The 26,329-nt window shown below is 58.7% G+C and carries 27 protein-coding genes, 1 pseudogene and 1 other annotated feature; of the genes and pseudogenes, 18 read left to right on the top strand and 10 right to left on the bottom strand.

Annotated features, from left to right (window positions below; translation table 11 throughout):
* A pseudogene (locus RDQ42_RS01380) lies at positions 1 to 282 on the bottom strand (hypothetical protein); the annotation flags it as partial.
* Between the two features lie 96 nt (positions 283 to 378).
* Positions 379 to 2,787 carry a glycogen/starch/alpha-glucan phosphorylase gene (locus tag RDQ42_RS01385; protein ID WP_308588146.1) on the bottom strand — a complete coding sequence of 803 codons (2,409 nt, stop codon included), beginning with the start codon at positions 2,785 to 2,787 and terminating at the stop codon, positions 379 to 381.
* A 313-nt stretch (positions 2,788 to 3,100) separates the two neighbouring features.
* Here RDQ42_RS01385 and RDQ42_RS01390 point away from each other — a divergent pair, with 313 nt between their 5' ends.
* The 14 genes from RDQ42_RS01390 (at position 3,101) to aspS (ending at position 17,683) form a co-directional block, all read left to right on the top strand.
* On the top strand, positions 3,101 to 3,442 hold the full coding sequence (locus RDQ42_RS01390) for a cell division protein ZapA (RefSeq protein WP_162273112.1): 342 nt from the start codon (positions 3,101 to 3,103) through the stop codon (positions 3,440 to 3,442).
* 31 nt (positions 3,443 to 3,473) lie between these two features.
* Positions 3,474 to 5,543 (top strand): U32 family peptidase, encoded by a 2,070-nt coding sequence (locus tag RDQ42_RS01395; RefSeq protein WP_231358657.1) that lies wholly within the window; start codon positions 3,474 to 3,476, stop codon positions 5,541 to 5,543.
* Between the two features lie 11 nt (positions 5,544 to 5,554).
* A complete protein-coding gene (gene dut / locus RDQ42_RS01400; RefSeq protein ID WP_054332442.1) occupies positions 5,555 to 5,998 on the top strand; it encodes a dUTP diphosphatase in 444 nt (147 codons plus the stop codon).
* 19 nt (positions 5,999 to 6,017) lie between these two features.
* Positions 6,018 to 6,287, top strand: coding sequence for a DUF4321 domain-containing protein (locus tag RDQ42_RS01405; protein WP_071427458.1), 270 nt, complete (start codon positions 6,018 to 6,020; stop codon positions 6,285 to 6,287).
* 14 nt (positions 6,288 to 6,301) lie between these two features.
* Complete coding sequence (locus RDQ42_RS01410; RefSeq protein ID WP_231358659.1) at positions 6,302 to 6,859, top strand: nucleoside triphosphate pyrophosphatase; 558 nt, start codon at positions 6,302 to 6,304, stop codon at positions 6,857 to 6,859.
* Positions 6,860 to 6,993: 134 nt separating this feature from the next.
* The gene (locus tag RDQ42_RS01415; protein WP_071427457.1) at positions 6,994 to 8,046 is read left to right on the top strand and encodes a rod shape-determining protein; all 1,053 of its coding nucleotides are present in this window, start codon (positions 6,994 to 6,996) and stop codon (positions 8,044 to 8,046) included.
* A gap of 99 nt (positions 8,047 to 8,145) precedes the next feature.
* A complete protein-coding gene (gene mreC, locus RDQ42_RS01420) occupies positions 8,146 to 8,997 on the top strand; it encodes a rod shape-determining protein MreC (RefSeq protein WP_071427456.1) in 852 nt (283 codons plus the stop codon).
* A gap of 73 nt (positions 8,998 to 9,070) precedes the next feature.
* Positions 9,071 to 9,595 carry a rod shape-determining protein MreD gene (locus RDQ42_RS01425; protein ID WP_162273111.1) on the top strand — a complete coding sequence of 175 codons (525 nt, stop codon included), beginning with the start codon at positions 9,071 to 9,073 and terminating at the stop codon, positions 9,593 to 9,595.
* 15 nt (positions 9,596 to 9,610) lie between these two features.
* Positions 9,611 to 11,629: a penicillin-binding transpeptidase domain-containing protein gene (locus RDQ42_RS01430; protein ID WP_054332447.1), complete on the top strand. Its 2,019-nt coding sequence runs from the start codon at positions 9,611 to 9,613 to the stop codon at positions 11,627 to 11,629.
* Between the two features lie 34 nt (positions 11,630 to 11,663).
* The gene (locus RDQ42_RS01435) at positions 11,664 to 12,629 is read left to right on the top strand and encodes a CAP domain-containing protein (RefSeq protein WP_308588149.1); all 966 of its coding nucleotides are present in this window, start codon (positions 11,664 to 11,666) and stop codon (positions 12,627 to 12,629) included.
* Positions 12,630 to 12,931: 302 nt separating this feature from the next.
* The gene (locus RDQ42_RS01440; RefSeq protein WP_071428423.1) at positions 12,932 to 13,666 is read left to right on the top strand and encodes a P-loop NTPase; all 735 of its coding nucleotides are present in this window, start codon (positions 12,932 to 12,934) and stop codon (positions 13,664 to 13,666) included.
* 76 nt (positions 13,667 to 13,742) lie between these two features.
* The gene (locus RDQ42_RS01445; protein WP_071427453.1) at positions 13,743 to 14,147 is read left to right on the top strand and encodes a methylglyoxal synthase; all 405 of its coding nucleotides are present in this window, start codon (positions 13,743 to 13,745) and stop codon (positions 14,145 to 14,147) included.
* A 19-nt stretch (positions 14,148 to 14,166) separates the two neighbouring features.
* Positions 14,167 to 14,393 (top strand) — a binding site (T-box leader).
* Between the two features lie 131 nt (positions 14,394 to 14,524).
* Positions 14,525 to 15,859, top strand: a complete 1,335-nt coding sequence (gene hisS, locus RDQ42_RS01450) for a histidine--tRNA ligase (protein ID WP_054332450.1) — start codon at positions 14,525 to 14,527, stop codon at positions 15,857 to 15,859.
* 30 nt (positions 15,860 to 15,889) lie between these two features.
* The gene (gene aspS, locus RDQ42_RS01455; protein WP_308588151.1) at positions 15,890 to 17,683 is read left to right on the top strand and encodes an aspartate--tRNA ligase; all 1,794 of its coding nucleotides are present in this window, start codon (positions 15,890 to 15,892) and stop codon (positions 17,681 to 17,683) included.
* Positions 17,684 to 17,755: 72 nt separating this feature from the next.
* On the opposite strand, the gene RDQ42_RS01460 is transcribed toward aspS, so the two are convergent.
* From RDQ42_RS01460 to RDQ42_RS01470, 3 genes are all read right to left on the bottom strand, one after another.
* Positions 17,756 to 18,406 carry an SdpI family protein gene (locus RDQ42_RS01460; RefSeq protein WP_231358662.1) on the bottom strand — a complete coding sequence of 217 codons (651 nt, stop codon included), beginning with the start codon at positions 18,404 to 18,406 and terminating at the stop codon, positions 17,756 to 17,758.
* On the bottom strand, positions 18,390 to 18,674 hold the full coding sequence (locus RDQ42_RS01465; protein ID WP_071427451.1) for an autorepressor SdpR family transcription factor: 285 nt from the start codon (positions 18,672 to 18,674) through the stop codon (positions 18,390 to 18,392). The genes RDQ42_RS01460 and RDQ42_RS01465 overlap by 17 nt, the downstream gene beginning before the upstream one ends.
* A 139-nt stretch (positions 18,675 to 18,813) precedes the next feature.
* Positions 18,814 to 19,656, bottom strand: a complete 843-nt coding sequence (locus RDQ42_RS01470) for a DegV family protein (RefSeq protein WP_054332542.1) — start codon at positions 19,654 to 19,656, stop codon at positions 18,814 to 18,816.
* Between the two features lie 265 nt (positions 19,657 to 19,921).
* On the opposite strand from RDQ42_RS01470, the gene RDQ42_RS01475 reads away from it, so the two are divergent.
* From RDQ42_RS01475 to RDQ42_RS01485, 3 genes are all read left to right on the top strand, one after another.
* The gene (locus RDQ42_RS01475) at positions 19,922 to 20,434 is read left to right on the top strand and encodes a DUF1836 domain-containing protein (RefSeq protein WP_054332541.1); all 513 of its coding nucleotides are present in this window, start codon (positions 19,922 to 19,924) and stop codon (positions 20,432 to 20,434) included.
* A gap of 141 nt (positions 20,435 to 20,575) precedes the next feature.
* Positions 20,576 to 21,115, top strand: a complete 540-nt coding sequence (gene rbr, locus RDQ42_RS01480; protein WP_054332540.1) for a rubrerythrin — start codon at positions 20,576 to 20,578, stop codon at positions 21,113 to 21,115.
* Positions 21,116 to 21,266: 151 nt separating this feature from the next.
* Complete coding sequence (locus RDQ42_RS01485; protein WP_054332539.1) at positions 21,267 to 21,992, top strand: L-2-amino-thiazoline-4-carboxylic acid hydrolase; 726 nt, start codon at positions 21,267 to 21,269, stop codon at positions 21,990 to 21,992.
* A gap of 50 nt (positions 21,993 to 22,042) precedes the next feature.
* Here the strand turns inward: RDQ42_RS01485 and RDQ42_RS01490 are convergent, their stop codons facing one another.
* Both RDQ42_RS01490 and RDQ42_RS01495 read right to left on the bottom strand, forming a co-directional pair.
* The gene (locus RDQ42_RS01490; RefSeq protein WP_231358663.1) at positions 22,043 to 22,561 is read right to left on the bottom strand and encodes a DUF4358 domain-containing protein; all 519 of its coding nucleotides are present in this window, start codon (positions 22,559 to 22,561) and stop codon (positions 22,043 to 22,045) included.
* 52 nt (positions 22,562 to 22,613) lie between these two features.
* Complete coding sequence (locus tag RDQ42_RS01495; RefSeq protein ID WP_054332537.1) at positions 22,614 to 23,168, bottom strand: NUDIX domain-containing protein; 555 nt, start codon at positions 23,166 to 23,168, stop codon at positions 22,614 to 22,616.
* Between the two features lie 221 nt (positions 23,169 to 23,389).
* On the opposite strand from RDQ42_RS01495, the gene RDQ42_RS01500 reads away from it, so the two are divergent.
* Complete coding sequence (locus RDQ42_RS01500; RefSeq protein WP_195254487.1) at positions 23,390 to 24,265, top strand: M14 family metallocarboxypeptidase; 876 nt, start codon at positions 23,390 to 23,392, stop codon at positions 24,263 to 24,265.
* 88 nt (positions 24,266 to 24,353) lie between these two features.
* Here the strand turns inward: RDQ42_RS01500 and ruvX are convergent, their stop codons facing one another.
* The 3 genes from ruvX to RDQ42_RS01515 are packed head-to-tail and all read right to left on the bottom strand — an operon-like array spanning position 24,354 to position 26,321.
* The gene (ruvX, locus tag RDQ42_RS01505; RefSeq protein ID WP_054332534.1) at positions 24,354 to 24,782 is read right to left on the bottom strand and encodes a Holliday junction resolvase RuvX; all 429 of its coding nucleotides are present in this window, start codon (positions 24,780 to 24,782) and stop codon (positions 24,354 to 24,356) included.
* Positions 24,783 to 24,792: 10 nt separating this feature from the next.
* Entirely contained in the window at positions 24,793 to 25,416 is a 624-nt protein-coding gene (locus RDQ42_RS01510; protein WP_231358664.1) for a histidine phosphatase family protein, read from the bottom strand.
* Positions 25,410 to 26,321, bottom strand: coding sequence for a dihydroorotate dehydrogenase (locus RDQ42_RS01515; protein WP_054332532.1), 912 nt, complete (start codon positions 26,319 to 26,321; stop codon positions 25,410 to 25,412). Before RDQ42_RS01515 ends, RDQ42_RS01510 begins: the two co-directional genes overlap by 7 nt.
* Between the last annotated feature and the right edge of the window lie 8 nt (positions 26,322 to 26,329).

Genomic DNA, 26,329 nt, shown 5'->3' on the forward strand with positions numbered 1-26,329 from the left:
GCTCCTGGGGGACAAAACTGCCCTGAGCTCAAACCGGTAAAAGAGGAGGGCGGGCTCCTGGGGGACAAAACTGCCCTGCCAGGCGGGGCGCCCCTCTGAAAGGGCCGGGCTGAAAGGGATGCGCCGGGGGGAATCCCACTGGTCGGCGGGGAATACCAGCAGCTCCGCCCCCAAGGTCCCCGGCGGAGGGAAGAGGGTGAACGACACCGTCTCCCCGGCCTTGACGGCGCCAAACGGGGATTTGCAGCGAAGGTCGCGGCTGTCAAAAATGGGAATCGGCATAGGCGCCCTCCTTTTTTGGCGAGAGATGGAAAGAAAGGGCCGCTGAACAGCGGTCAGCGGCCATAATAAGGCTTTGGCGAATGGGGCTGTGAAAAATCAGCGGAGATCCCAGATGTGTTCGGCGTACTCTCCCACTGCCCGGTCGGCACAGAACACCCCGGATGCGGCGATGTTGGCAAGGCTCATTCTGTTAAAGAGGGGCCGGTTCTCATAAAGCCGTTCCGATTCCCTCCGGGCGGCCCGGTAGGCGTCGAAATCCGCCAGCACCATGTAGGGGTCGTCGTACCGCAGGGAGCGGTAGAGGTCGGGGAAAGTCTCCCCGCCGATGCCATCCCGCAGGGCGTCCAAAGCCCGGCGGACAATGGGGTTCTGCTGGTAGATTTCCTCCGGGTGATAGCCAGCGGCCTTGCGGGCCTCCACCTCCTGGGCGGTCATCCCGAAGATGAGGATGTTGTCCAGGCCCACGGCCTGGGCGATCTCCACATTGGCGCCGTCCAGGGTGCCCAAGGTGACGGCGCCGCCCAGCATCAGCTTCATATTTCCGGTGCCGGAGGCCTCTTTGCCCGCCAGGGAGATCTGCTCGGAGATTTCACAGGCCGGCATTAAAATTTCTGACAGGGTGACATTGTAGTCCTCCAGATAACAAACCCGCATTTTGTCCCGCACCTGGGGGTCGGAATCGATGACCCGGGCGAGGGTGCACAACAGCTTGATGATCTGTTTGGCCAGGTAATACCCCGGCGCGGCTTTCGCCCCGAAGAGGTAGGTGCGGGGGGTGAAGTCCTGGCCTGGGTCGTCCTTGAGGGACTGGTATTGGGCCAGAATTTCCAGGGCGTTCATCTGTTGGCGCTTGTATTCGTGCAGGCGCTTGACCTGCACGTCGAAGATGGAGTCGGGGTTCAGTTCCTCCCCGGTTTTTCGTTTCAGGTATTCGGCCAGACGCAGCTTGTTCTGCCGCTTAATTTCCGCCAGGCGTTCCAGCACCTGGGCGTCGTCCCGGAACCGGCCAAACTCCGCCAAGCGGGAAAAATCCTTTAGGAACCCGCCGCCGATGCAGTCGGTGATCAAATCGGTCAGGAGGGGATTGGCCTGGCCCAACCACCGGCGGGAGGCAATGCCGTTGGTGACGTTGCAGAATTTCTCCGGCTGGATGGCGGCAAAATCCCGGAACAAATCCCGGCGGATGATCTCCGAGTGGAGGCCGGACACCCCGTTGACGCTGTGGCAGGCGGCCACGCAGAGGTTGGCCATCCGCAGCTCATGGTCGCCCAAGATGGCCATCTGGGCCACGGCGGGGGAGTCCAGGTGGTATTGCTCGTAGAGCTCGGCGCACAGCCGGCGGTTGATCTCCAAGATGATCTGGTGGATGCGGGGCAGGAGGGACTGGAACAGGTCGCTGTTCCACCGCTCCAGCGCCTCGGCCAGCACCGTGTGGTTGGTGTAGGCAAAGGTGTTTTTCACCACGTCCCACGCCTGATCCCAGCCATAGCCGCACTCATCCAGCAGGATGCGCATCAGCTCGGGGATGGCCAGGGTGGGGTGGGTGTCGTTGATGTGGATGGCGTTTTTCTCGGCGAAGTTTTCAAGGCTGCCGTAGATGTCCATATGGCGCTTGACAATGTCCCGCACCGAGGCGGCCACCAAAAAGTATTGCTGGCGCAGCCGCAGAAGTTTGCCCTCGGTGTGGCTGTCGTTGGGGTAGAGGATTTTGCTGATGGCCTCCCCCAGGGAGCTTTGGCCAAAGGCGCCGATGTAATCCCCCCGGTTAAAGGACTCCATATCCACCCCGGGGCGCTTGGCCTGCCACAGCCGCAAAAGGCTGACCCCGCCGCTGTGGTAGCCGGAGACATACATGTCGTAGGGGATGGCGGTGACGGTGGTGTAGTCCTTGTGAATCACGTGGTGGTACCCTTCCTCCCAGAACTCTTCGATGCGGCCGCCGAAGCGCACCGCCACCGACTCATCGGGGCGGGGGGTGAGCCACACCTCGCCTCCGGGGAGCCACAGATCGGGCTGTTCGGTCTGCCAGCCGTCGATGATCTTCTGTTGAAAGATGCCGTATTCGTAGAGGATGCAGTAGCCGGTAGCGGGCAGTTCCTGGGTGGCCAGGGCATCCAGGTAACAGGCGGCCAGGCGGCCCAGCCCCCCGTTGCCTAAACCGGCGTCCGGCTCCTGCTCATAGAGGTTTTCCAGGTTGACGCCCATCCCCTCCAGGGCTTGGCGGAAGGGTTCCAGCACCCCCAAGTTGTACAGGGAATTTTTTAAGGAGCGGCCCAGAAGGAATTCCATGCTCAGGTACGAGACCTGCTTTTTCCCCTGGGACCCTGCCTGGGCGGAGAAGCGGCGGTATTTTTCTGCCAAAAGCTGTTTCGCCGCCATGGCCGTAGCTTTGTAGAACTGCTGGTCGCTGGCCCGGTCCGGCTCCACCTGCAAATCCTCTTCCAAATAACGGCGGATGAGCCGGGAAGCGCGGTCGGCGCTCATGTCATAAGCTGAGTTTGCCATATATGTCCTCATTTCTCCATCGCCAGGGCGACGGGTGGAATGGTAACTGCATAGGTATTATTCTCATTATAGTAGTTTTTTCCCTGCCGCGCAAGAAATTCCCCGGCCTGGTGGGCTTTTTTTCGGAAAAAGGGGCCTGGGGCCACCCCGCCCCCTTTTCTCAGGGGGCAAAATAGTTTATAATAGTCGCAGAACGGCGAATTTTCCCTCTCTTTTGGGGGAGAGGGCTTTACGGGACAGAAAACCAGCGGCCCCAGGCTGCGATGGATACAAAGCAAATGCCGCCATGGGCGGCGGAATGGAGGAGTTTGAAATGAACCGGGTACGCATAGAAGTGTATGGGTCAAGGTATGTGATCTCCACCCCGGAGGATGAAAGCTATGTGCGGGGGCTGGCCAAGTCGCTGGATGAGCAGCTGCGCAGCTTGTTGGAAAACAACAGCGGCCTGACCCTTAACGATGCGCTGGTGCTCTGCGCCATCAACTTTGAGGACGCCTACAAAAAGAGCGAGGCCAGCGCCGACCACATGCGGGGCCAGCTCACCGATTATCTGGAGGACGCCGCCCGCGCCCGCATCGAGTTGGAGGAATCCAAGCGGGAGATCGAGCGGCTGACCCGCCAGCTGGAACTGCTGGAAAAAGGGGAACACGAATAAAAACAGCCGAACAGGCGGAATGGAAGAAACGATGAACACAACTGGAACATTAGAGATATTGGCCCCCGCAGGCAGTTACGATTCGCTGGTAGCTGCGGTTCGCTGCGGGGCAAACGCGGTGTATCTGGGCTCAAAGGCCCTTAACGCCCGGCGCAACGCCGCCAACTTTGACGACGAGGAACTGGCCCGGGCGGTTTCCTACTGCCATGAGCGGGGGGTCAAGGTCTACCAGACTCTAAACACCGTCATGTTTGACGAGGAGACTGACGAGGTGGTGGCGGCCATTGAAACCGCTGCCCGCCTGGGGGTGGATGCCCTGTTGGTCCAAGACTTGGGCGTTGCCAAAATGGTGAAAGCCTGCGCCCCAGACCTGCCCATCCACGCCTCCACCCAGATGGCCGTCCACAACCTGGCCGGCGTGCTGGAGGCCCAGGCTTTGGGCTGCCAGCGGGTGGTGTTGGCCCGGGAGCTCTCCAAAGAGGAGATCCGGTACATCAACGAGCACACCGACGTGGAGACGGAGATCTTCGTCCATGGGGCGCTGTGCATGTGCGTCTCCGGCCAGTGCTACTTGAGCTCGATGATCGGGGAGCGCAGCGGAAACCGGGGCCTGTGCGCCCAGCCCTGCCGCCTGCCCTTCCAGGCCAAAGGCGGGGCGGAATACGGCCTCTCCCTCAAAGACCTGACCCTGGCCGACCGGATGGCGGAACTGCGGGACAGCGGGGTCCATGCCCTGAAGATCGAGGGGCGGATGAAGCGCCCCGAATATGTGGCTGCGGCGGTCACCGCGGTGAAAAACGCCGTGGAGGGCCGCCCGGTGGACTTTGATGCCCTGCGGTCGGTCTTTTCCCGCAGCGGGTTCACAACCGGCTATTTTGATGATAAAATCGACAAAACCATGTTTGGCGTCCGCCAGAAGGAGGATGTGGTCTCCGCCCAAGGGGTGCTGGGGGACCTTGCCAAGCTCTACGGCAAAGAGGCTCCCCGGGTGCGGGTGGACTTTGACTTCCAGCTGGAGGCGGGGGAGCCCGCCGCCCTGGCCGCCCGGGATGAGGATGGCAACGCCGCCTTCGCCCAGGGGGATGTGCCCCAAATTGCAGAGAATAAGCCCACCACCCAAGAAAAGGTGGCCCAGAGCCTTGCCAAAACCGGCGGCACCCCCTATTATCTGGGGGAGCTGACCGCCGACATCGGCGAGGGGCTGATCCTGCCGGTGTCCGCCCTCAATGCCATGCGCCGCCAGGTGCTGGAGGAGATCGGCGAGAAGCGCAGCGCCCTCCATCCGGTGCCCTTCCAGGATGTGGTGCCCCGCAACCACCCCAAATTGCTGAATATCAAGATCCCGGCCCTACGGGCCAGAGTGCTGACTGCGGCCCAGCTCTCACCCCTGATGCTGGAGCAGTGTGAGCAGATCGCCATGCCGGTGGACGCCCTGCTGGCCGCGCTGGAGGCAGGGGCTATCCCCTGCCCGGAGAAGATGGCGGTGGAAATCCCCCGGATTCTCTTCGGCCCAGCCGATTCTACCCAAGAAAAACTGGGCAGACTGAAGCAAAAGGGGATCACCAAGGCATGGGCCGGCAACCTGGGGGCAGTCCGACTGGCCCGGGAAGCAGGGCTGGAAATCCACGGTGGGTTCTCCTTAAACCTCAACAATTCCCACGCCCTGAAGGCCGCAGCGGAGCTGGGCCTCAAGGACGCGGAACTCTCCTTTGAAATCAATCTATTCAAGGCCAAAAAATTGGGTGACTACCTGCCCTATGGCATCTTGGCCTACGGCTATTTCCCGTTGATGGCCCTGCGCAACTGCCCCATCAAAGCCGCCATGGGCTGCAAGGCCTGCGGCCGGAAATGGAACACCCTCACCGACCGCAAAGGGGTGGAGTTTATGGTGGACTGCGGCAGCGGCATCAGCGAGCTGTTCAATTCGGTGCCGGTCTACCTGGCCGACCGGAAAGAGGAATTGGAGGGCTTTTCCTTCCTGACCCTCTACTTCACCTGCGAGGACGGCAAAACCTGCGAGAGGATCGTCAGGGAATACGCCTTTGGCGGTCGGCCAGAGGGGGATAAGACCCGGGGCCTCTACTACCGCAACGTGCTGTAAGGGGGTTTTTGATGGAACTGCTTGTGAAAAAGCTGTCCCCCGGGGCCCAGCTGCCCAGCCGGGCCACCGAAGGGAGCGCCGGCTACGACCTGTGCGCCTGCCTCCCCGAGCCCATGACCATCGGGCCGGGGAAGATCGGCCGGGTGCCCACCGGCATCGCCCTGGAGCTGCCTTCTGGGGTGGCGGGCTTTGTCTTTGGCCGCAGCGGCCTGGGGGTAAAAAAAGGAGTGGTCCCTGCCAACGGGGTGGGGGTTATCGACTGGGATTACCGGGGCGAGGTACAGGTGGGCCTTATCAACCACGGGGAGGAGCCCTTTGTGGTGGAAAACGGGGACCGCATCGCCCAGTTGGTTCTGCTGCCGGTTCTGACCCCGGAACTTCGGGAGGCCGAACAGCTCTCCGGCACCGGTCGGGGGTCGGGGGGCTTTGGCTCCACCGGCGTGAAACAACAATAACTTGGATGGTATGGACACAATGAAACTGAAAAAGAACCTGGTGTTTTTATTTTTTATCATCGCGGGCATTATCATCGGCTCGCTGATCGCCAGCTTATCGGAAGGGGTCCCCTTCCTCTCCTGGCTGGCCTATGGGAAGACGGTGGGCATCTCCGCCGCCTCCCCCATGGTGCTGGATCTCTCGGTGGTCCGGGTGGCCTTTGGGCTGGAAATGGGCATCAATGTAGCCCAAATATTCACCATCACCGCAGCGCTGTTCGCCTACAAAGGCGCTATCAAACGGCTGTAGAAAAGGGGAAAGAGATGGAAAAACAAGTGATTTTGGCATCCGGTTCCCCCAGGCGGCAGGAGCTGCTGCGGCTGATTGTGCCGGAGTATGAGGTGATCCCCGCCCTGGGAGAGGAAGTCGTTAAGGAGGGGCTCTCCCCCCAAGAGACCGTCCAGCAACTGGCCCTCCACAAGGCCAAAGAGGTGGCCGCCGCCCATCCCGCCGCCCTGGTCATCGGGGCGGATACCATTGTGGTTGTGGGGGATGAAATTTTGGGCAAGCCGAAAACCCCACAGAGAAGCCGGGCCATGCTGCAAAAATTGCAGGGGCGGGACCATATGGTTTACACCGGCGTGGCCTTGGTGGGGCCGTTGGGTGAGGAGACCTTCGCCATGGGCACCAAAGTCCGCTTCGCCCCCATGGACGAGGGGGAGATGGAGGCGTACATCGCCACCGGCGAACCCTTTGACAAAGCGGGCGCCTATGGCATCCAGGGCTTTGGAAGCGCGTATATTGAAGGGATTGAGGGAGACTATTACAATGTGATGGGCCTTCCGGTCCAGGCGATTTACCAAAAATTGAAAAATAGATGAACAAAGCCTGAAATCCGAAAAAAAACGTTGAGTTATCGGGGCTTTGCGGTTATAATGAATGAGTTAAAGGACTATTTGCCATATGGCTTTCGAATAGAGTTAGAGAGTAGAAGTGGAAAGGGGATTCGCGCCACATGTCGTTTCTAGACCGTATGAATTTGAATTTAGGGTTTTCCAAAGATATCGGTGTCGACCTAGGCACAGCCAATACCTTGATTTTTATGAAGGGAAAAGGCATCATTATGCGGGAGCCCTCGGTTGTGGCGGTGGACACCCGCACCGACACTGTTCGGTATGTGGGCCAGGAGGCCAAGGACGTCATCGGCCGTACCCCCGGCTCCATCGTGGCGGTGCGCCCCTTGAAGGATGGCGTTATCGCAGATTTTGACATCACGGCAAGCATGCTGCAAAGTTTTATCCGCAAGGCTTGCGGCGGCTCCAAATTCGCCCGGCCCCGGGTGATCATCTGCATCCCCTCTGGGGTCACCGCCGTGGAGCGCCGGGCCGTCAAGGAGGCCGCCTTCAAGGCGGGCGCCCGGCAGGTCTCCATCATTGAGGAGCCCATGGCCGCGGCCATCGGCGCCGGCCTGCCCGTGGCAGAGGCCACCGGCAGCATGGTGGTGGACATCGGCGGCGGGACCAGCGAGGTGGCGGTCATCTCCCTGGGCGGCATTGTGGCGGCCAAATCGGTCCGGGTGGGGGGAGACGAGTTCGATTCCTCCATCATCCAGTATGTGAAAAAGAAATACAACCTCCTCATCGGTGAGCGCACCGCAGAGGATATCAAGATCACCATTGGCTCCGCCTATCCCTATGAGGATGAGCAGCCCATGGAAATCAAGGGCCGCAACCTGGTGGACGGCCTTCCCAAGAATATCCAAATCCACCCCGACGAGGTCCGGGAAGCCCTGGTGGAGCCTCTTTCCAATGTGCTGGACGCCATCCGCACCACCTTGGAGCGCACCCCGCCCGAGCTTTCGGCCGACATCATCGACCACGGCATTGTGCTGACCGGCGGCGGCGCCCTCCTCAAGGGCCTGGACCGCTTGATCGCCCAGGAGACCGGCATGTCGGTGTACATCGCCGAAAGCCCCCTGGACTGCGTGGCTGACGGCACTGGCAAGGTGCTGGACGATATTGATAAGCTGCGGGAAGTCCTCACCGACGAGGATGACAAGAACTATTAACGAAAGGCAAAATTCTATTGTTCGGCCGCCCGCTCCTCCGGAGAAACCCCGGGACAGGCGGCCCCTTTTTCGAAAACGCCGCCAAAAGGGGATGACAGCATGGGCGATTTCTTCAAAAGCATCCGCTTTAAAATATTGGTTGCCGTGCTGGCGTTCCTGCTTGCGTTTATGCTCCGCGCCGCCTACACCGGCGGCCTTGCACCGATGACTTCCCAGATCCTGGGGATTCTCACCAACCCGCTGCAAAAGGCCAGCGCGTCGGTGAGCGCCAGTTTCTCCGGCCTGTTTGACCGGATGTTCCGCTCTGGGGAGATCTTAGAGGAGAACGAGCGCCTCAAGGAGGAGAACCGGCGGCTGACCCAGCGCCAGCTGGAATTTGACAAATACAAGCTGGAGAACGAACAGCTAAAGGAATACCTGGATATCAAGGAGAAAAACCCCGATTTTGACTTTGAAACCGCCTTTGTCATCGGGCGGGACCCCAACGACCGGTTCTATGCCTTCACCATCGACAAAGGTTCCCTGGACGGCATCAGCCTCCACGACCCGGTGATCACTGAGGATGGCTTGGTGGGAATGGTAGTGGAGGTGGGGCCGACCTATGCCAAGGTGGCAACCATCCTGGATGTGATGTTGGAGATCAGCTCCTATGACTCCCGCACCAAGGACATCGGCATCACAACTGGCCGCATCGACCTGGCGGAGGAAGGCCTGTGCCAGCTGACCCTCCTCCAGCGGGAGAGCGGGGCCTCGGCGGGGGACATTGTGATCACCTCCAACGTGGGTGGCCTTTACCCCAAGGATTTGGTGATCGGCACCATCCGGGAGGTGCGGACCGAGAGCCACGGCATTTCCCTGTACGCGGTGATCGAGCCGGCGGTGGATGTGCGCACCGTTAAGGATGTGCTGGTGATCACCTCCTTTGAAGGGCAGGCGTCCGCAGCGGAATAACAAAGGGGACGGGGGCGCCAATAAGCGCTCCCGTTTTGTGCTGTTTTTGGATTTTAACGAAGGGGGGATGGGCTTGAACAATAACAAAGCCAAGGTCTATGCAGTCAAGTACTGCTCCTATGTACTCATCCTTTTGGCCCTGTATGTGTTACAGACCACACCGGGTTTTTTGAGTGTGTTCGGAATTAAGCCCAACCTGGTGATTCCCGCAGTGGTGTGCATCGCCATGGTGGAAGGGGAGTTCGTCGGCGGCCTCCTGGGGGCTCTGGGCGGGATGCTCCTGGACCTGGGGGCCTTTTCGGTCTTCGGGTTTTATTCCATCCAGCTGCTGGTGATCTGCGTGGCCATCGGCCTTTTGGTGATCTACCTGATGAAGAACAACCTCCTCTCCGCCGCTATCCTCTGCGGGGGGACGGCCCTTTTTTTGGGGATCACCCAGTTTTTCTTCCTCTACGCCCTGTGGGGATACGAGGATGTCTTCCGCCTGTACTTAACCAAAATTCTGCCCACGGGGGTGTACACCACCGTGTTTACTCCCCTATTTTATTGGGGCAGCCGGAAGCTCTATGATTTTTACCAGTCCAAGCTGGAACTGTAACCAAAGGAGGCCGCCATGAAACTATCTACACAGCGTTCCCGGGTCATGCTGCTTTCTGCGGCCCTGGGGGTGGTGCTGTTCATTTATATCATCCGGCTGATGCAGCTCCAGATTGTCCAGGGAGAGGAATACTACGCCATGGTCAACCGGGGGACCGAGCGCAGCCAGGTGGTGGAAGCCGCCCGGGGCGAGATCACCGACCGGTATGGCCGGCCCTTTGCCGTCAACCGGGTGGGCTGGAATATCGTCCTGGACCGGGCGTTCCTGGAAAAGGGCAGGGAGAATGAGACCATCCTCAAGGTGATCAACATGTTGGAGGAGACTGGGGAGAGCTGGATCGACAACCTGCCCATCACTGAGGCGGCCCCTTTCCAATTCAAAGAGGGGTATGAAGCTGAAGTTGCCCGGTTGAAGAAGTTTGCCGGGGTGGGGGAGTCGGCCACGGTGGACGACGTCCTATACTGGCTGACCACCGAGCGGTTCCACCTGGAGGAGTACGCCCCCGAGGACGCCCGGAAGATCGCCGGGGTGCGGTATGAGATGGAGCAGCGGGGCTTTTCCATCTCCACCCCCTACACCTTTGCGGAGGATATCTCCATCACCACCGCTACCAAGATCAAGGAGCGGGGGTTTGAACTGCCCGGGGTGGACATTCAGGAAAGCGCCGTCCGGGAATACGTCAACGATGACCTGGCCCCCCACATCATCGGGCGGATTGGGCCCATCTATGCCGAGGAATACCAGGATCTCAAGGACAAGGGGTACGCCATGAACGGCGTCATCGGCAAAGAGGGGATTGAAAAACAGTTTGAAGACCAGCTGCGGGGTCAGAACGGCACCCGGCAGATTTACTTAAATTCCCAGGGGAATGTGGTGGAAGTCACCGAGGGAAAGACCCCAGTGCCCGGCAATACCATCATGCTGACCCTGGACCAGAAATTGCAGCAGGTGGCCAAAGACGCTTTGATCCAGGAAATCCAGCTGCTCAACGCCACAGCCCCGGTGGGCCAGGGGCGTGAGGCGGACGCCGGCGCGGTGGCGGCCATCGATGTCAAAACTGGCGAAGTGTTGGTGCTCCTCAGTTGGCCGGATTACCACCTGACCACCTACAACCAGGATTTTTCCGACCTGCTCAAGGATGAGCGGAACCCCATGTTCAACCGGGCGCTGATGGGGGAATACACCCCTGGCTCCATCTTCAAGCCCACGGTGGCCACCGCCGCCCTGGCTAGCGGAGAAATTGACGAAAGCAGCACTGTTTTCTGTGGCATGAAGTACACCTTCTTTGACGACTACCAGCCCGGATGTCTCTCTTTCCATCGGGACATCAACGTGATCACCGCCCTTCAGAAATCCTGTAACATCTTCTTCTACGACGTGGGGCGGCGGATCGGCATCGACCGGATCAACTACTACGCCTCCAGTTTTGGCATGGGCCAGCCCACCGGCATCGAACTGCCTGAGCGGGTGGGCCGCCTCTCCTCCCCTGAATTCAGCAAAAGCGTAGGGGAGACTTGGACTGGGGGAAACGTGATCCAGGCGGCCATCGGCCAGAAGGACACCAAACTGACCCCCTTGCAGATGGCCAACTATACCGCCACTTTGGCAAATGATGGAAAGCGGATGGAGGTAAGCATCATCAAGGCGGTGAAGGACTACACTCGGGAAGAAACCTACCAGGAACACACCCCTTCCATCCGCCAACAGGTGGATGCCTCCCAAGAGGTGTTTGACGTTGTGCGCCGCGGCATGATCGCAGCTTCCGGCGCAGGGGGAACTTCCAGCGCCACCTTTGGGAACTATCCAATTTCCGTTGCATCAAAAACAGGTACCCCTGAAACCCATCAGTTTCCAAACTCCACCTTTATCGCTTATGCCCCTGCGGACGACCCTCAGATCGCGGTGGCGGTGGTCATTGAAAAGGGTTGGCACGGCTACACCGGTGCGCCGGTGGCCAAGGCCATCTTTGACGAGTATTTCTCCCTGAACGCCACCCCGGCACAGGTTCCCCCCAAGGGGGAGCTGCTCCCCTAACCGGCGGACAAGAAAGGATTGGGAGGGACACAACATGGCCGGAGAGGTCAAGATTATCAAAGGGATCGCCGCGGCGGCTGCGCTGGCGGCGGCATTGGCCCTCTGCCTCCTGTTGGCGCAGGACAACGAACCGCCCCAGGTCACCACAAAAACAGTGACAGTCCGGCATTATGAGGATGGGGTGGACACGGATGGGGCCCGCACCGAGCCCTACAGCGCCGCCGATTTCATTGACACTTACACCGACAACCGCAAAGGCAAAGATTTCACCGTTCAGTATGGGGAGGGTTACCTGGATTTTCAAGAACCTGGTACCTATGTTTTTTCCCTCCTTGTGTCGGATGAGGCGGGGAACACCGCCGTTTGCCAAGCCCAGCTGGTCATCCTGGGGGTGGGGAAGCGGGAGGCGGTCCGGGAGGAGAGATACGGCATCAAAACGGTCACCAGCGACACCGTCACCTACCGGGTGGAGCAGGATGGCAGCGTAACCGAGCTCAGCCGTGAAACCGGCGACATTGTCAAGATCAATTCCGCAGGGTTTGCCGGCGCCGCCGCGCTGGAACCGGAAGCGAGGGCGCTCCAGCCGGAACTTGCAGCCACCCGGGAGGAGATCCTGGGCATTGTCAACGATTGCCGGGCCGAGGAAGGGGTTGGCCCTCTTTTGCTGGACGAAGCCCTCTGTCAGATTGCCACAGTGCGGGCAATGGAAATCGCTTACACCGGCCAATACAGCCATCAAAGGCCCGGCGGGCTATCCTGGAGCACCCTAAAAGAGGAGCTGGGCTACTCCCTCATCGCCCGCACCAAGCTGGGGGAGAACCTGGCCAAGGGATACGGTGGGGTGAATGCCGATGCCTGCGAGGGATGGATCCATTCCCCGCTCCACTACCAAAACATGGTCGACCCCGATTTTACGCGGACTGGTATTGGCAGGTACACCCTGGGCGGCGCCACCTACTGGGCCCAGTGGTTTGCAAGCGCCGACATTGCCGGGGGATAGCCATTCTTCTAAAAGAGGAAGGAAATCCTGCGAATTGGATAAAAATCCCGCCAAAATGTGTAGAACCGGGAAAAATAATCACCGAAACTATTGTTATTTTAGGGAAAAGCATGCTACAATGATTCTATAGCAGTCCCTATGGGGGAAATTCAGCTCGGCTTGAGGGGCTTTCCAAAGCGGCGCCGTGTTTTTTGACCTCCATTGGGACAAATATTTGAGCAATGTGTAACTGGTACAGCCATCCAGGTTATCTCCCCAAAAGCCAGGGAAGGGTTTGCTTGGGCCAGAAAGGAACGATGCAGTTGGCGCAGACAATTCTAGTGACCTCCGGCAAGGGCGGGGTGGGAAAATCTACCGTGTCGGTGCTGTTGGGGGCGGCCCTGGCCCAGGCGGGCAAGCGGGTCCTCCTGCTGGAGATGGACAGTGGCCTGAGAGGCATGGACATTATGCTGGGGGTGCAGGATGAGACGGTCTACGACCTCTCGGATGTGCTGACCCGCCGCTGTGAACCCATCAAGGCCATGGCGGCCTGCCCCTACATGCAGGGGCTGTATCTGCTGCCCGCCCCATATGACCACTGTTTTATCCCAGATCAAGGGGATTTGATCCGCCTGACCCGGGGCTTGGCCCATCACTTTGATTACCTATTGGTGGACACGCCCGCTGGGCTGGGCCGCAATTTCCAGGCCGCAGCCGCAGTGGCGGACCGTGCCCTTTTGGTCGTCACCCCCGACCCCATCTGTGTGCGGGACGGCCGAAAAGTCGCTGATACGCTGGAGGCCCTCGGCGTGGGGGATATCCGCCTCGTTATCAACAAAGTGACGCCCCAGCTGGCAAAGATGAAGATGCTCCCTGACCTGGATGCAGTTATCGACGGGGTGGGGGTGCAGTTAATCGGGGTCATTCCCCAGGAGAATCAGGTGATGGAGATCACCGCCAAGGGCAGGCCCCTGCCCAATTCCACCGTTTGCCATCGGGTGTTCGCCAATCTGGCTGGGCGGATCGAGGGAAAGTACATTCCCTTGGCGATCGGTTGACTTTTTTGGAAAAAAGGCTTTCAAAACAGGAAGAAATCGTTTATACTAGACTGTGTGTAACGGGAGGGAATCCATCATGAACATCGCACTGATTGCCCATGACTCAAAAAAAGAGCTGATGGTACAGTTCTGTATCGCTTACTGCGGCATTCTCAGCAGGCACAGCATCTGCGCCACCGGCACCACTGGCAAATTGGTCTCCGAGGCGACCGGCCTTCCGGTGTTCCGCTTTTTGAGCGGCGGCCAAGGCGGCGGCCAACAGATTGCTGCCCGCATCCAGTGCAATGAAATTGACCTGCTCTTGTTCCTGCGGGACCCCATCTCCACCCGGTCAACCGACCCGGAGGAGGCAAACCTGCTTCGGCTGTGTGATGTCCACAACATCCCGGCGGCGACCAACATCGCCACAGCAGAAGCGTTGATCCACGCGCTGGATCGGGGTGACCTGGACTGGAGAAATATTGTAAACCCCAAGAGATAGTTCTCTTCTTGTATAGATGGAAACGGCGCTGACGCGGGAATAGTAGCGCTGCGAACCGCCACAGAGAATGGCCCGGCTGCTGAGAGGGCCAGCGGAATTTGCAGTGGGAAGGACACCCGCCGAGCTGGCAAGGTGAGCGTTGCGCAAGCCCTGCCCGTGTCCCCTTTGCGTTAAAAAGGGCAAAAGTGAGGCGGCGCTGTCCGCCTAAGCAGGGTGGCACCGCGTGGAATTTTCCTCGTCCCTTCTGTGCATTGGGCACAGGGAGACGGGGATTTTTTATCGTTGCGGCCCCTGCGGCAAGCCCCCTATGGTTCCCATCGCCGCCTGGCGGCGTTTTGGATATATTTATAACGAAAACAGAAAGGATTTGAGAATAGATGGCATTGCTGACCAAACGACCCAAGGGCACCCAGGATTTCCTGCCGGACCGCACTGGAAAGCTGCAATACCTGGAGAGCACCCTTCTGGGCACTGCCAAACTGTATGGTTTTGGGGAGATCCGCACCCCGGTATTTGAACACACCGAGCTGTTCACCCGGTCGGTGGGGGACACCACCGATGTGGTGCAGAAGGAGATGTACACCTTCAATGACAAAAAGGGCCGCTCGGTCACCCTAAAGCCGGAGGGCACCGCTGGGGTAGTGCGGGCAGCGGTGGAAAACGGCCTCCTTAATGAGGCCCTGCCCCTCAAACTCAGCTATGTGACCCCCTGTTTCCGGTATGAGAACACCCAGGAGGGCCGGTACCGCCAATTCCATCAGTTTGGAGTGGAGGTGTTGGGGGCAAAATCCCCCAGCGCAGACGCTGAGGTGATCAGCCTTATCCACGAGTGCCTGTCGGTGCTGGAGGTGGAAAACCTGACCTTGGAGATCAACTCCATCGGTTGCCCCAACTGCCGGCCCAGCTACCACGCCGCACTGAAGGAGTATTTCTCCCAGTATACCGACCGGCTCTGCCCCACCTGTTTGGAGCGGCTGGACAAGAACCCCCTGCGCATCCTGGACTGCAAATGCCCCGAGTGCAAGGAGATCGCCAAAGGGGCTCCAGTGGTGCTGGACTTCCTCTGCGACGACTGCCGCACCCACTTTGAAGGGCTGAAGCAGCGGCTTGCTGCTATGGAAATCCCCTATACCATCGACCCCACCATCGTCCGCGGGCTGGATTACTACACCAAGACGGTGTTTGAGTTTGTCTCCAACCAGATCGGCGCCCAAGGCACTGTCTGCGGCGGCGGCCGGTATGACGGCTTGGTGGAGGAGGTGGGCGGACCCGCCACCTGCGGGCTGGGCTTTGCCATCGGCCTGGAGCGGCTTTTGGCGGTGATGGAAGCCGGGGGCTGTGAATTCCCCCAGGAACGCCCCTGCGACCTGTACATCGCCCCCATGGGGGAGGCCGCATCCATTGAGGCGCTGCGCCTGGTCACCCAGCTCCGTCAGGAGGGTTTTGTGGCTGAGACCGACACGGTGGGCCGCAGCCTGAAAGCCCAAATGAAGTACGCCGACAAAATCGGGGCGGCGTACACCTTGGTGCTGGGGGACAACGAGCTGGCGGCAGGCAAAGCCAACCTGAAACGGATGGCCGACGGCCAGCAGCAGGAAGTGGAGCTCTGCCAGCTGACCGACGCCCTGTATGCCCGGCTGTTTGAGCAGATCGGCGAGGCGGGCCCCGTTCTGGAGGGCCTGCTTGGCCAGATGAACCCGGTGGAATTGTAACGATTTAGCTGCAAAGGAGTGCAATACATTATGGCAGATACTATGCAAGGGCTCAAACGAACCCATTATTGCGGGGAGGTGCTCCCCAGCCTCATCGGTGAGACGGTTGTGGTCACCGGTTGGGTGCAAAAGACAAGGGATCTGGGCAACCTGGTGTTTATCGACCTGCGGGACCGCACCGGTATCGTCCAGCTGGCTTTTAACGACGGCACCCAGCGGGAGATTTTTGAGAAAGCCGCTGCTGCCCGGGCGGAGTTTGTGCTGATGGCCAAGGGCCTGGTCCGCCGCCGGGAGTCGGTCAACACCGAGATTCCCACTGGCGAGGTGGAAGTCTATGTGGACGACCTGCGGGTGCTGGCCAAATCCCAGACGCCGCCCTTTGAGATCGTCAACGACACCAACGTCAAAGAGGAGCTGCGGCTAAAATACCGCTACCTGGACCTGCGCCGCCCAGTGATGCAAAACGCCATCATGATGCGGCACAAGATCGTCAAGGTGGCCCGTGACTACTATGACAACAACGGGTTTTTGGAGATTGAGACCCCCATCCTCATCAAATCCACCCCCGAAGGCGCCCGGGACTACCTGGTGCCCTCCCGGGTGCACCCCGGCAAATTCTTTGCCCTGCCCCAGTCCCCCCAGCTGTACAAACAGATCCTGATGCTTTCCGGTTATGACCGGTACATGCAGATCGCCCGTTGCTTCCGGGACGAGGACCTGCGGGCCGACCGCCAGCCCGAATTCACCCAGATCGACCTGGAGATGTCCTTTGTAGACGAAGAGGACGTGATGACCGTCAACGAAGGGTTTGTCAAAGAGGTGTTCCACAAGGTTTTGAGCGTGGAGGTGAAGACCCCCTTTAAGCGCCTGTGCTACGACGAGGCCATGAGCCGCTATGGCAGCGATAAGCCGGATACCCGCTTTGGCCTGGAGCTGGTGGACCTCTCCGATCTGCTGAAAAACTGCGAGTTCAAGGTGTTCGCCGGTGCTCTGGCGGAGGGCGGAAGCGTCCGGGGCATCAATGTGAAAGGTGCGGCGGCTACCCTCACCCGCAAAGAGATCGACAAGCTGACCGACTTTGTCAAAACCTACCGGGCTAAGGGCTTGGCCTTTACCCGCCTGACCGCTGAGGCCGAGTCCTCCTCCTATGAGAAATTCCTCACCGAGGAGGAGAAAACCGCCATCCGCACCGCCTTGGGCGCAGAGACCGGCGATGTCCTCCTCTTGGTGGCCGACAGCAAAAACAAGGTGGTTTTCGACAGCCTGGGCGCCCTGCGCAGCCATTTGGCCCGCAAGTTGGACCTCATCCAGCCCGGCACCTTTGACTTCTTGTGGGTCACCGACTTCCCCATGTACGAGTGGAGCGAAGAAGAGAACCGGTTTATGGCGATGCACCATCCCTTCACCTCCCCCAAGCTGGAGGACCTGGACAAAATGGCCAGCGGCGACCTGGGCCATGTCTATGCCCGGGCCTACGACATGGTGCTCAACGGCACCGAGCTGGGCGGTGGTTCCATCCGGATCAACGACCCGGACATTCAGAGCAAGGTGTTCTCCGCCTTGGGCTTCACCGAGGAGGAGGCGCAGGAGCGGTTCGGCTTCCTGCTCAATGCCTTCCAATACGGTGTGCCCCCCCACGGCGGTATGGCCTACGGTCTGGATCGCCTGGTGATGTTGATGCTGGGCAAGGACTCTATCAAAGACGTCATCGCCTTCCCCAAAGTGCAGAATTCCAGCGAGTTGATGACCATGTGCCCCTCTGCTGTAGAGGAGAAAAACCTGCGGGAGCTGTCCATCGCCGTCACCGCCACCGAGGAAGAATAAACAATACTTCGAAAAAAGCAAACCGCCCGCGCCTTACTTTGGCGCGGGCGGTTTTTTACGAAAAATAGGGGGTTATTGCCCCCCGGTCTCCTGCTGGTACCAGCGGTAGCTCATAACGGCGGGGATGAGGGTAGCGGCAATCAGTGAGCCAAACACCAGAAAAAGGGATACCGCCTGGGGGGTGAAAGCCCCGATTAAACTGACTGCCCCCGCGGCGAACATCAGCCGGCCAGCCAGCCGGTGGGTGCGGTTCCATACGGTTTCGCTGGATAAAGTCCAGGGGGTTTTGACGCCGCAGAAATAGTTCTGCCGGAACTTGGGCATCTGGTTGCCGATGAAGAGGAAGAGCGCCGCCATCAGGAAGATGACTACCCGGCGCACCTCCACCGTGCCGGGCCGCAGCCCTTCGGTGAGGACAATGCCAACCATTACCGTCAGAAAAACCATCATCATGCACTGGAATCCCTGGTAAGCTTCGCCGAATTTGGCGTAGTTGCGGCGGCGGGGGTCAATTTTGGGGAGCACCGAGAACATGGCGCAGAAGAGGGGGGCCATTCCGGCGATGATCCAGATATGCCATTTGGGTTCATACCTTACCTGACCGCCAAAATCCCACTGCATGGGCAGTTGATCCGGGAGGCGGGAATACAGGGCGGCCACTGCCACTGCGGGGAGAAAGGCCAAGATCCAAGCCAGGATTTGATAGTTACGATTCTGTTTCATCGGTTTGTTCTCCTTTCAAGCTGGAAATCCATTCCAAAATTTCATCGAGGACGGATAGGTTGAGTTCATAATAAATGTATTTCCCCCGTTTTTCGTCCAGGATGAGCCCTGCGTCCCGCAGGATGGACAGATGATGGGAGATGGTCGCCCCAGTGCTGGAAAAATGGGAAGAGAGATCCCCGGCGGACATCTCGCCGTCCCGCAGCAGGCGCAGGATCTCCCGCCTAGTGGGGTCGGAGAGTGCTTTGAAAGTTTGCTGGAACCCCATAGTCTCACCTCATTTCGATAATCGTCAAATCGATTTCTGTCTAAATAATATCCCCTTGGAAGAAGAAAGTCAATATCAATTTGACAATTGTCTAAATATACCAGCAAAAAAAGAGGAGGGCAAGCCTCCTCTTTCGGTCTTATTTCAAAATATACTGGATGGCCACACACTGGGGGCCACCTTGGGTGATAAATGCCGGGCTCAGGTTAAGGACATCGATCTGACTGTCTGGGAAAACGGCGCGCAGCTTTTCCAGGGCTTGACGAGCCAGGGCAGGCGCCCCTGCATGGCTGACGGTGATATAATGTTCCGGCCCCACTTTATTTTCCAGGAAATTTTTGCAGATGGTCTCCATAGCCGAGGCAAAGGAACGGCACAGGGCGAATTTCTCCAGCCGTTTGCCGTCCTTGGTGGTGGTCATCACCGGTACCAATTTCAAAAGGCCGCCGACCTTAGCCGCCAAAGGGGTCAACCGCCCGCCCCGGCGCAGGAAATCAAAATCGTTGGGGATGAGGAAGGAGCGGTGATTGCCCAGGCTGGGCGCTAAGGCATTGAGGATTTCCTCGGTGGAGAGGCCCTCTTTGGCCAGGGACAACGCCTTTTGCACTAGATACCGGTGGGGACCGCAAAGGGTGCCTGAGTTGATGACGGTGATGTTCTTCCGTTTCTCCTCCGGCATGTTTTGTGCGGCTGCACTGGCGGTCTGATAGGTGCCGGAAAGGCCATCGGCCACGGTGATATTTAAAAGAGGGGCGTCGCCATACTGCTCATAGAGGGACAGCGTCTCCCCCACAGAGGGCTGGGAAGAGGAAGGAGTGTTGCCTTCTATCACCAATTTTAAAAAGGTGTCGCTGTCAATCTCCTCAAATTCTCGATAGGTTTTGTCGGCGACCGATACGCTTAAAGGGTTGACCACAAGGCCAACTTCCTTTCCTTGGGCAATGGAGTAGAGTGCGGATGAGTCGGACATGATTTGAACCATGGCGATACCTCGATTTCGTAAGTAGTAATTAAAATTAGGTTACCATACTTCACATATGCTGTCAAGTGAGAGGCGACCTTTATTGACGGGATTCGCCAATCATGTTACAATGGTCGCAGAAGCGACCATTGGGGAAGAAATCCTTTGGGGGCGCAGCCCCTCCCGCCGCAAAGCGGCACCAGGATTTTTCCAGGTTTGTACAGGCTTATGGGGCAACAGCCGCAGAAGCGACTATTGGCACTACAATACAAAGGGGGACTCAAGGATGGAGAAGCAGGAGGTGGAAGAACTTTTGGCGTTCCGCCTACCCCGGTACAGCCAGCTGCCAGAATTGGGGCTCTATCTGGATCAAACCCTTTCTTATGTTGCAGGGGTGATCCACCCGCTGTATGGGCAGCCTTATGCCATCACCGGCGCTATGGTGAGCAACTACATCAAGACCGGCGCCTTAGAACCCTCTATCCGTAAGAAATACGGCCGGGAGCACCTTGCCCGCCTAGTGGTGATCAGCCTGCTGAAAGAGGTCTTCACCGTGCCGGAGATCTGCGCCCTCTTCCAAGTGCAGAAGGAGACCTATCCGTTGGAGATCTCCTACGACTATTTCTGCACCGAGTTTGAAAACGCCCTGCGGGAGACCTTTTCCCCCACGGGCAACCCCCTCCCCATGGTGGCCACAGCTGAGACCGATCAAACGGTATTGGTGCGGGCCATGGTATTGGCCACCGTCAACCGGCTGTTTGTCAAAAAGACCACCCTTTCTTTAAATGGACCGGCATAGGGCATAAAATAAGCGATTTACCTGGCAGGGGGCCCCAATAGGGTCCTCTGTTTTTATTTGGCAAAAATATTCCCCTTTTGCGGCATAACCCGGGAAAAATGGCTCCAAACTAGGGTTGAACCCACTAAAGGAGGAAGTACTATGGAATTGAAAGAATCGCGCACCTATGCAAACTTGATGTCCGCCTTCGCCGGGGAAAGCCAGGCCCGGGTCAAATATGGCATCTACGGGGAAAAGGCCCGGGAGGAGGGCTACCAGCAGATTGGCGACATTTTCGACGAGACCTCCCACAACGAGAAGGCCCACGCCGAATTGTGGCTCAAGTACATCCATGGCGGCTCCATCCCCTCGACCCTGCCAAACCTGCAAAACGGCGTCGACGGGGAGCATTTTGAGTGGAGCCAGATGTATAAAGAATTTGCCGAGGTAGCCAAACAGGAGGGCTTCCCTCAGATCGCCCTCTCCTTTGAACAGGTGGCCAAGGTGGAAGCGGCCCACGAAAAGCGCTACCAGGCCCTGGTGAACGACGTCAACGGGAACCAGGTGTTTAAAAAGGTCACCAGCCAGACCTGGATCTGCCGCAACTGCGGCTTTGTGCTGGAAGGGGTGGAGGCCCCGCCCCAGTGCCCCCTGTGCAAATATCCCCAGGCATTTTTCGAGGTGGACAAGCCCCAGCTGTAAACGGGCTGCCACTTCAAAGGTTGCTGCGGAAATTTTTCCGCAGTACATAAAAATTTGCATGATTTGGCAATGAATCTATGCAGATTGCTTGACATCCATCGGCTGAGGTTTTACACTAGAACTAACAATTCAGTCGAGGGAGGCAACCATCATGGATCGAAAAGAAATCGCAGAACAGTTTTACATGGAAGAGCACGCGGTGCTCTACGCCCTGCTGGTCAAAGCGGCTCGGGAGCTGTACGGGGACAAAGGGGAGCTGGCCAATGTGGAGGGCACCATCCAATATGGCCGGGAGCGGGGACGCCGCATGGCCCTGCGCGCACTCAAGGACGGGGAAGACCTCTCCCCCAAAAACTACCTGCTGTACAGCGAATGGGTGGACGACCGGAAGTGGAGCAAAAAGGATGTCTATGCCATCTCCCCTGCATTCACCACCCACTGCACCCACTGCGGCTGGTGTGAGAGCTGGAAAAAACATGGCCTGCTGGAGTATGGCAACCTGTATTGTTCCCACATCGACGTCAATCTAGTCAAGGGGTTTAACCCGGACAACGTGCTCAACATTCGAAGCGTGCTTTCCCAGAACGGCCCCTGCTGCGATTTTGAGTTTGAAAAAGTCTCCTTCGCCAACCAGGAAGAACTGGACGCCTTCAACGCCAAAAAGCGTTCTTTGAAGGATCACACCGTCAAAGATTTCCTCTACCACACCGCCAGCGAGCTCTCCGCCATGGACCGGGTATACCAGTCCATCCTGGGCAAAGAGGCAGCGGAAAAGGTAGTCTCTACCGCCATCGCCGGTTTCCGGGAGAAATTCGGCGAGGAAAAGACCGCCGCCCTGTTGGAAGAGGCAAAACAGGATTTCACCGTCATCGACTAAAAAACACAAGAAAAGCCCCTGCCTTTTTGGCAGGGGCTTTTTTAACAGGGTTACTTCAGTTTTTCATCCAGGGTGGCGGTGATGGAATCGTACACCGTCTGGGCATCTTCACACATCACCAGCACGATGATCCCGTCCTCCCGGGTGGTGAGGATAGCGCTGTTGGCGATTTCCCCCTGATCAGGCAGGTAGTTGGCAAAGCTCTGCTGCTGGGCTTTTACAAAGTTGTCCAACCCGGTCTGCACCGCTTCGGTTTTGCCCTCTGCCGGGGCGATGATGGCCACGCCGTAAGCTTTTATGTTCATAGGGGAGATGGAAATGCCTGCGGCCTTGATGTCTTCATCGGTCAAGCCGACCATGTCGAAGATCAAAGCGCCGCCTTCATCCTCGCTGCTGGAGAGGATAGGAAGGACCTGGTTGATCTCCTCATCCCGGGCGGCGGTGATGGCCTCTTGGAAGATGGGCTTCAGTTCCTCGGCGGTGAACTCCTTGGGGGCCGGCTCTTTCTGGCAGGCGGTAAAGGAAAAGAGGGTCAGTGCGGCGATGGCCGCGCAAAAAATACGTTTCATAGTTGTCTCCTTTATTGTTTTGGTATCTCTATAGTGTCCAATTCCCTGGAATTTATTGCAGGTGGAGTTCCCCTGCTTGAAAAAGTGCATCTGCCCGCAGAAGGAGGGCCTGGGTCTTGCCGTCGGGAATCTCCCCGGCCAACACCTGTTTCACCGCTTGGGCCAAGGGGAGTTTTACCACCTTTAGGAATTCGTCCGGGTCCAGGCGCTGTTCCTTCTGGGTGAGGCCGGTGGCCACAAACAGGTGGATCACCTCGGTCAAATACCCCACAGAGGGGAAGAATGTCCCCAGGTACCGAAGCTCCCCGGCAGTGCAGCCGGTCTCCTCCTCCAGCTCCCGCACAGCGGCGGCGTGGAAGTCCTCGCCGGGGTCAATTTTCCCGGCGGGCAGTTCCAACAACTCTTGGGAGAGGGCGTACCGGTACTGGCGCACCAGGATGACGTTGCCCTCTTTGTCGATGGGGGCAATGCAGACCGCCCCGTTGTGGACCACCACTTCTCGGGTGCCGGTGCCGCCGTTGGGCAGGCGGACTTGGTCTTTTTTCAGCGTTAGAATCTTCCCTTTGTAAACAACCTGGGAAGAGAGGGTGGTTTCCAGCAGATTCATCGGGATCCTCCGTTCCGCCGGACTGAGCCGGCATATCTTTTGTCAGAAATTCATGGTTCCGCATAAAACCCCAGACGGGGATGAGGCCGGGCCATAAAGAGGTGCCACCTTTTTTGAGCGGCGCACCCCCCACATTTTTCACCGGCTGTGGAAAAAGAAGGGATAGAGGGAATGTCCCGCCGCATACAGTGTCGTAGAACGCCATTTTGGAGGGACCGCATATGTTTGATGGGTTTTACACCACGCCGCCGGTTTATGAAAACATATACCGGGCGGTGTATGATTTAAAGGGAAGGTTCGACGGCCTGCGGGCCTTCCCCATTGGGGAGAGCGCCCGGGGAAGGGGGATCTTTGCCTTGGCCCTGGGGGATTTGCGGGGGGCGACCCTCTTGGTGGGGGGAACCCATGGGTCGGAATGGTTGACCACCCTGCTGCTTTTCCGGTTCTGCGAGGACCTCCTGCTGGCCCAGGAGCAAGGGGGCGTGTTGGGGGAGATCGACATCACCAAAGCCTTGGAAAACCATTCCCTGGTGATTGTGCCCTGCCTCAACCCCGACGGGGTGCAGATTGCACTGGGCAAAGACCAGCCGCCGCCCAAATCCGCCCCCGGCTCCCCTTGGCAGGCCAACGGCAACGGGGTGGATTTAAACCACAACTTTGACGCCGGATGGGAGCTCCTCCACAAGATGGAGGAGCAGGAGGGCTATATTGGCCCTGGGCCCACCCGCTACGGCGGAAAACGTCCACACAGCGAGCCGGAGACCCGGGCCATTGCGGGCTTCTGCCTGGCCTGCGATTTTAGGCGGGTATACGCCTTCCACTCCCAGGGGGAGGAGATCTACTACGAGTATGGGGCGGATACCCCCAACCGTTCCCGTTTGATGGCTGAGGTGCTGGCAGCCTCCTGCGGGTACAAGGTCTGCCGGCCGGAGAAGATCGCTTCCCACGGCGGGTTCAAAGATTGGTTTATCCACACCATGCACCGCCCCGGCTTCACCATTGAAATTGGCCGGGGGAAAAACCCATTGCCCATTGAGGAACTGGAGCCCATCTATGCCCGGCTGCTGGAAATGCTGCTGCTGACCATGCTGTTGTAGCGGGTTTTCCACCAAAAGGGGAATGGCTGTGGAAAAATAAATCCTCTTTGGAAGGATGAGAAAACCGCCCAAAACCGGGCGGTTTTTGTCAATCTTGGTCGGGGTTGTTTTTGCGGTAGGCGAGGTAGCTTTCCAAGATAATGGTTGCAGCCACCGCGTCCACCACATTTTTCCGCTTTTTGCCCCGGGTGTCGGTGACGTTGAGGATGTTGTGGGCCGAAACGGTGGTACTGCGCTCATCCCACAGCTTCACCGGGATTTCTGCCAGCTCCCCCAGGCGCTGGGCGAAGAGAGCGCACTTCTCCGCCCGTTCCCCCACAGTCCCGTTCATGTTTTTGGGGTAGCCCACCACAATGCGCTGGGCACGATGCTCCTTGGCGGCTTGGGCCACCTTTTTAAGGATGACCTCAAAGTCGGTCTCGTGGATCACCCCGGCGGGAGAGGCGAGGAATTCGGTGGGGTCGCAGACAGCCAGGCCGGTGCGGGCATCCCCCAGGTCGACGGCTAGAATCTTCATAAGCCGCCCCCTAACCCAGATGGGAGGAATCGGACATGTATTCCACCCGGTAGCCGTCCTGAGAGTTGTAGAGCACCTTGGTGACGGCAGTGTTTTTCCCTTTGGGGAGTTCCTTAAAGCGGTCGATTTGCCAGCCTTTGCAGTGGAGGATCAGGCTGCGGATGGCACATCCGTGGCTGACAATGACCACCGCCTGGCCGGGATGGCAGGCGGCGATCTCATCGATGGCAGGGGAGACCCGGGCCACTACCTCAGGAAAGCTTTCCCCACCGGCAGGGGGGAGATACTTCTCCGGCTCATTCTCAAAAAACGCCATGTTTTCCGGGTATGTTTCATGGAGCCAGTCGATCTCCTTGTCCTCCATCTCCCCCAGTCGGATCTCCATCAGCCTGGCATCGGTCCGCACCGGCAGGCCGTGGCAGGCGGCGATGATCTGTGCGGTCCGGTGTGCCCGCTTAAGAGGGCTGGCGTACACTGCGGAAAGGGGTTCCCCCGCAAGGCGCTGGGCCGCCAAGGCAGCCTGTTCCTCCCCCAAAGGGCTCAGGGGGAAATCGGTCTGCCCCTGGAGGCGGCGGGCCAGATTCCCCATGCTCTCCCCATGGCGGACGATATAGAGAACGGTGTCCTTTACCATGGCTTCACCTGCCCGACGATTTCGTTGACGTCTTTGATGCCGTGGTCATCCAGCCACTGGTTGACCCCTTCGATGATCTTGAGGGGGGCGTAGGGGTCGTAGAACATGGCGGTACCCACCTGGATGGCGTTTGCACCGGCCAGCATCATCTCAATGGCGTCCTGCCATTTTTCGATGCCGCCCAGGCCTACCACCGGGATTTTGACCCGGTTTGCCACCTGCCAGACCATCCGCACCGCCACCGGGAAGACACAGGGGCCGGAAAGGCCGCCGGCGTTCATGGCCAGAACGGGGCGCCGGGACTCGATGTCAATCCGCATGCCGAACAGGGTGTTGATGAGGCTGATGGCATCGGCGCCCTCTGCTTCCACCGCTTGGGCGATGGAGGCGATGTCGGTGACGTTGGGGGAGAGCTTGACCATCAGCGGCTTTTTGCAGACCTTGCGCACCTCTTTGACCACATGGGCGGCGCTGTCACAGGCCACGCCGAAAGCTGCGCCCCCCTGCTTCACGTTGGGGCAGGAGATGTTCAGCTCCACCATGTCGATGTCCGAATCGGAGAGCCGCTCCACCAATGCGCAGTAATCCTCCACGCTGCTGCCCGCCGCGTTGGCGATGAGGACGGTGCCTTTGTCTTTGAGGTAGGGAAGCTCGTTTGCCAGAAAGGCGTCTACGCCGGGGTTTTGCAGCCCCACGCTGTTGAGCATGCCCGCCGGGGTCTCGGCGATGCGGGGCACCGGGTTGCCCGCCCGCTCGGCGTAGGTCATCCCCTTGAGGGAAATTCCTCCCAGCCGGGAGAGGGGGTAGAGTTTTTCATATTCTTTGCCGAAGCCAAAACAGCCCGACGCGGTGATCACCGGGTTTTTAAATTCTACCCCGGCGATGTTGACCGATAAATTTGCCATAGCAATGC

This window comes from uncultured Merdimmobilis sp., from assembly GCF_902471145.1.
Lineage (GTDB): Bacteria > Bacillota > Clostridia > Oscillospirales > Ruminococcaceae > Merdimmobilis > Merdimmobilis hominis.

Coding starts and splice junctions, on each gene's coding strand:
- rbr (WP_054332540.1), top strand. CDS start 20,576: ATGGAATTGAAAGAATCGCGCACCTATGCAAACTTGATGTCCGCCTTC.
- RDQ42_RS01435 (WP_308588149.1), top strand. CDS start 11,664: ATGGCCGGAGAGGTCAAGATTATCAAAGGGATCGCCGCGGCGGCTGCG.
- dut (WP_054332442.1), top strand. CDS start 5,555: ATGGAACTGCTTGTGAAAAAGCTGTCCCCCGGGGCCCAGCTGCCCAGC.
- aspS (WP_308588151.1), top strand. CDS start 15,890: ATGGCAGATACTATGCAAGGGCTCAAACGAACCCATTATTGCGGGGAG.
- hisS (WP_054332450.1), top strand. CDS start 14,525: ATGGCATTGCTGACCAAACGACCCAAGGGCACCCAGGATTTCCTGCCG.
- RDQ42_RS01385 (WP_308588146.1), bottom strand. CDS start 2,787: ATGGCAAACTCAGCTTATGACATGAGCGCCGACCGCGCTTCCCGGCTC.
- RDQ42_RS01405 (WP_071427458.1), top strand. CDS start 6,018: ATGAAACTGAAAAAGAACCTGGTGTTTTTATTTTTTATCATCGCGGGC.
- RDQ42_RS01430 (WP_054332447.1), top strand. CDS start 9,611: ATGAAACTATCTACACAGCGTTCCCGGGTCATGCTGCTTTCTGCGGCC.
- mreC (WP_071427456.1), top strand. CDS start 8,146: ATGGGCGATTTCTTCAAAAGCATCCGCTTTAAAATATTGGTTGCCGTG.
- RDQ42_RS01395 (WP_231358657.1), top strand. CDS start 3,474: ATGAACACAACTGGAACATTAGAGATATTGGCCCCCGCAGGCAGTTAC.
- RDQ42_RS01495 (WP_054332537.1), bottom strand. CDS start 23,168: ATGAATCTGCTGGAAACCACCCTCTCTTCCCAGGTTGTTTACAAAGGG.
- RDQ42_RS01500 (WP_195254487.1), top strand. CDS start 23,390: ATGTTTGATGGGTTTTACACCACGCCGCCGGTTTATGAAAACATATAC.
- RDQ42_RS01460 (WP_231358662.1), bottom strand. CDS start 18,406: ATGAAACAGAATCGTAACTATCAAATCCTGGCTTGGATCTTGGCCTTT.
- RDQ42_RS01490 (WP_231358663.1), bottom strand. CDS start 22,561: ATGAAACGTATTTTTTGCGCGGCCATCGCCGCACTGACCCTCTTTTCC.
- RDQ42_RS01465 (WP_071427451.1), bottom strand. CDS start 18,674: ATGGGGTTCCAGCAAACTTTCAAAGCACTCTCCGACCCCACTAGGCGG.
- RDQ42_RS01445 (WP_071427453.1), top strand. CDS start 13,743: ATGAACATCGCACTGATTGCCCATGACTCAAAAAAAGAGCTGATGGTA.
- RDQ42_RS01470 (WP_054332542.1), bottom strand. CDS start 19,656: ATGGTTCAAATCATGTCCGACTCATCCGCACTCTACTCCATTGCCCAA.
- RDQ42_RS01510 (WP_231358664.1), bottom strand. CDS start 25,416: ATGGTAAAGGACACCGTTCTCTATATCGTCCGCCATGGGGAGAGCATG.
- RDQ42_RS01415 (WP_071427457.1), top strand. CDS start 6,994: ATGTCGTTTCTAGACCGTATGAATTTGAATTTAGGGTTTTCCAAAGAT.
- RDQ42_RS01485 (WP_054332539.1), top strand. CDS start 21,267: ATGGATCGAAAAGAAATCGCAGAACAGTTTTACATGGAAGAGCACGCG.
- RDQ42_RS01390 (WP_162273112.1), top strand. CDS start 3,101: ATGAACCGGGTACGCATAGAAGTGTATGGGTCAAGGTATGTGATCTCC.
- ruvX (WP_054332534.1), bottom strand. CDS start 24,782: ATGAAGATTCTAGCCGTCGACCTGGGGGATGCCCGCACCGGCCTGGCT.
- RDQ42_RS01475 (WP_054332541.1), top strand. CDS start 19,922: ATGGAGAAGCAGGAGGTGGAAGAACTTTTGGCGTTCCGCCTACCCCGG.
- RDQ42_RS01410 (WP_231358659.1), top strand. CDS start 6,302: ATGGAAAAACAAGTGATTTTGGCATCCGGTTCCCCCAGGCGGCAGGAG.
- RDQ42_RS01515 (WP_054332532.1), bottom strand. CDS start 26,321: ATGGCAAATTTATCGGTCAACATCGCCGGGGTAGAATTTAAAAACCCG.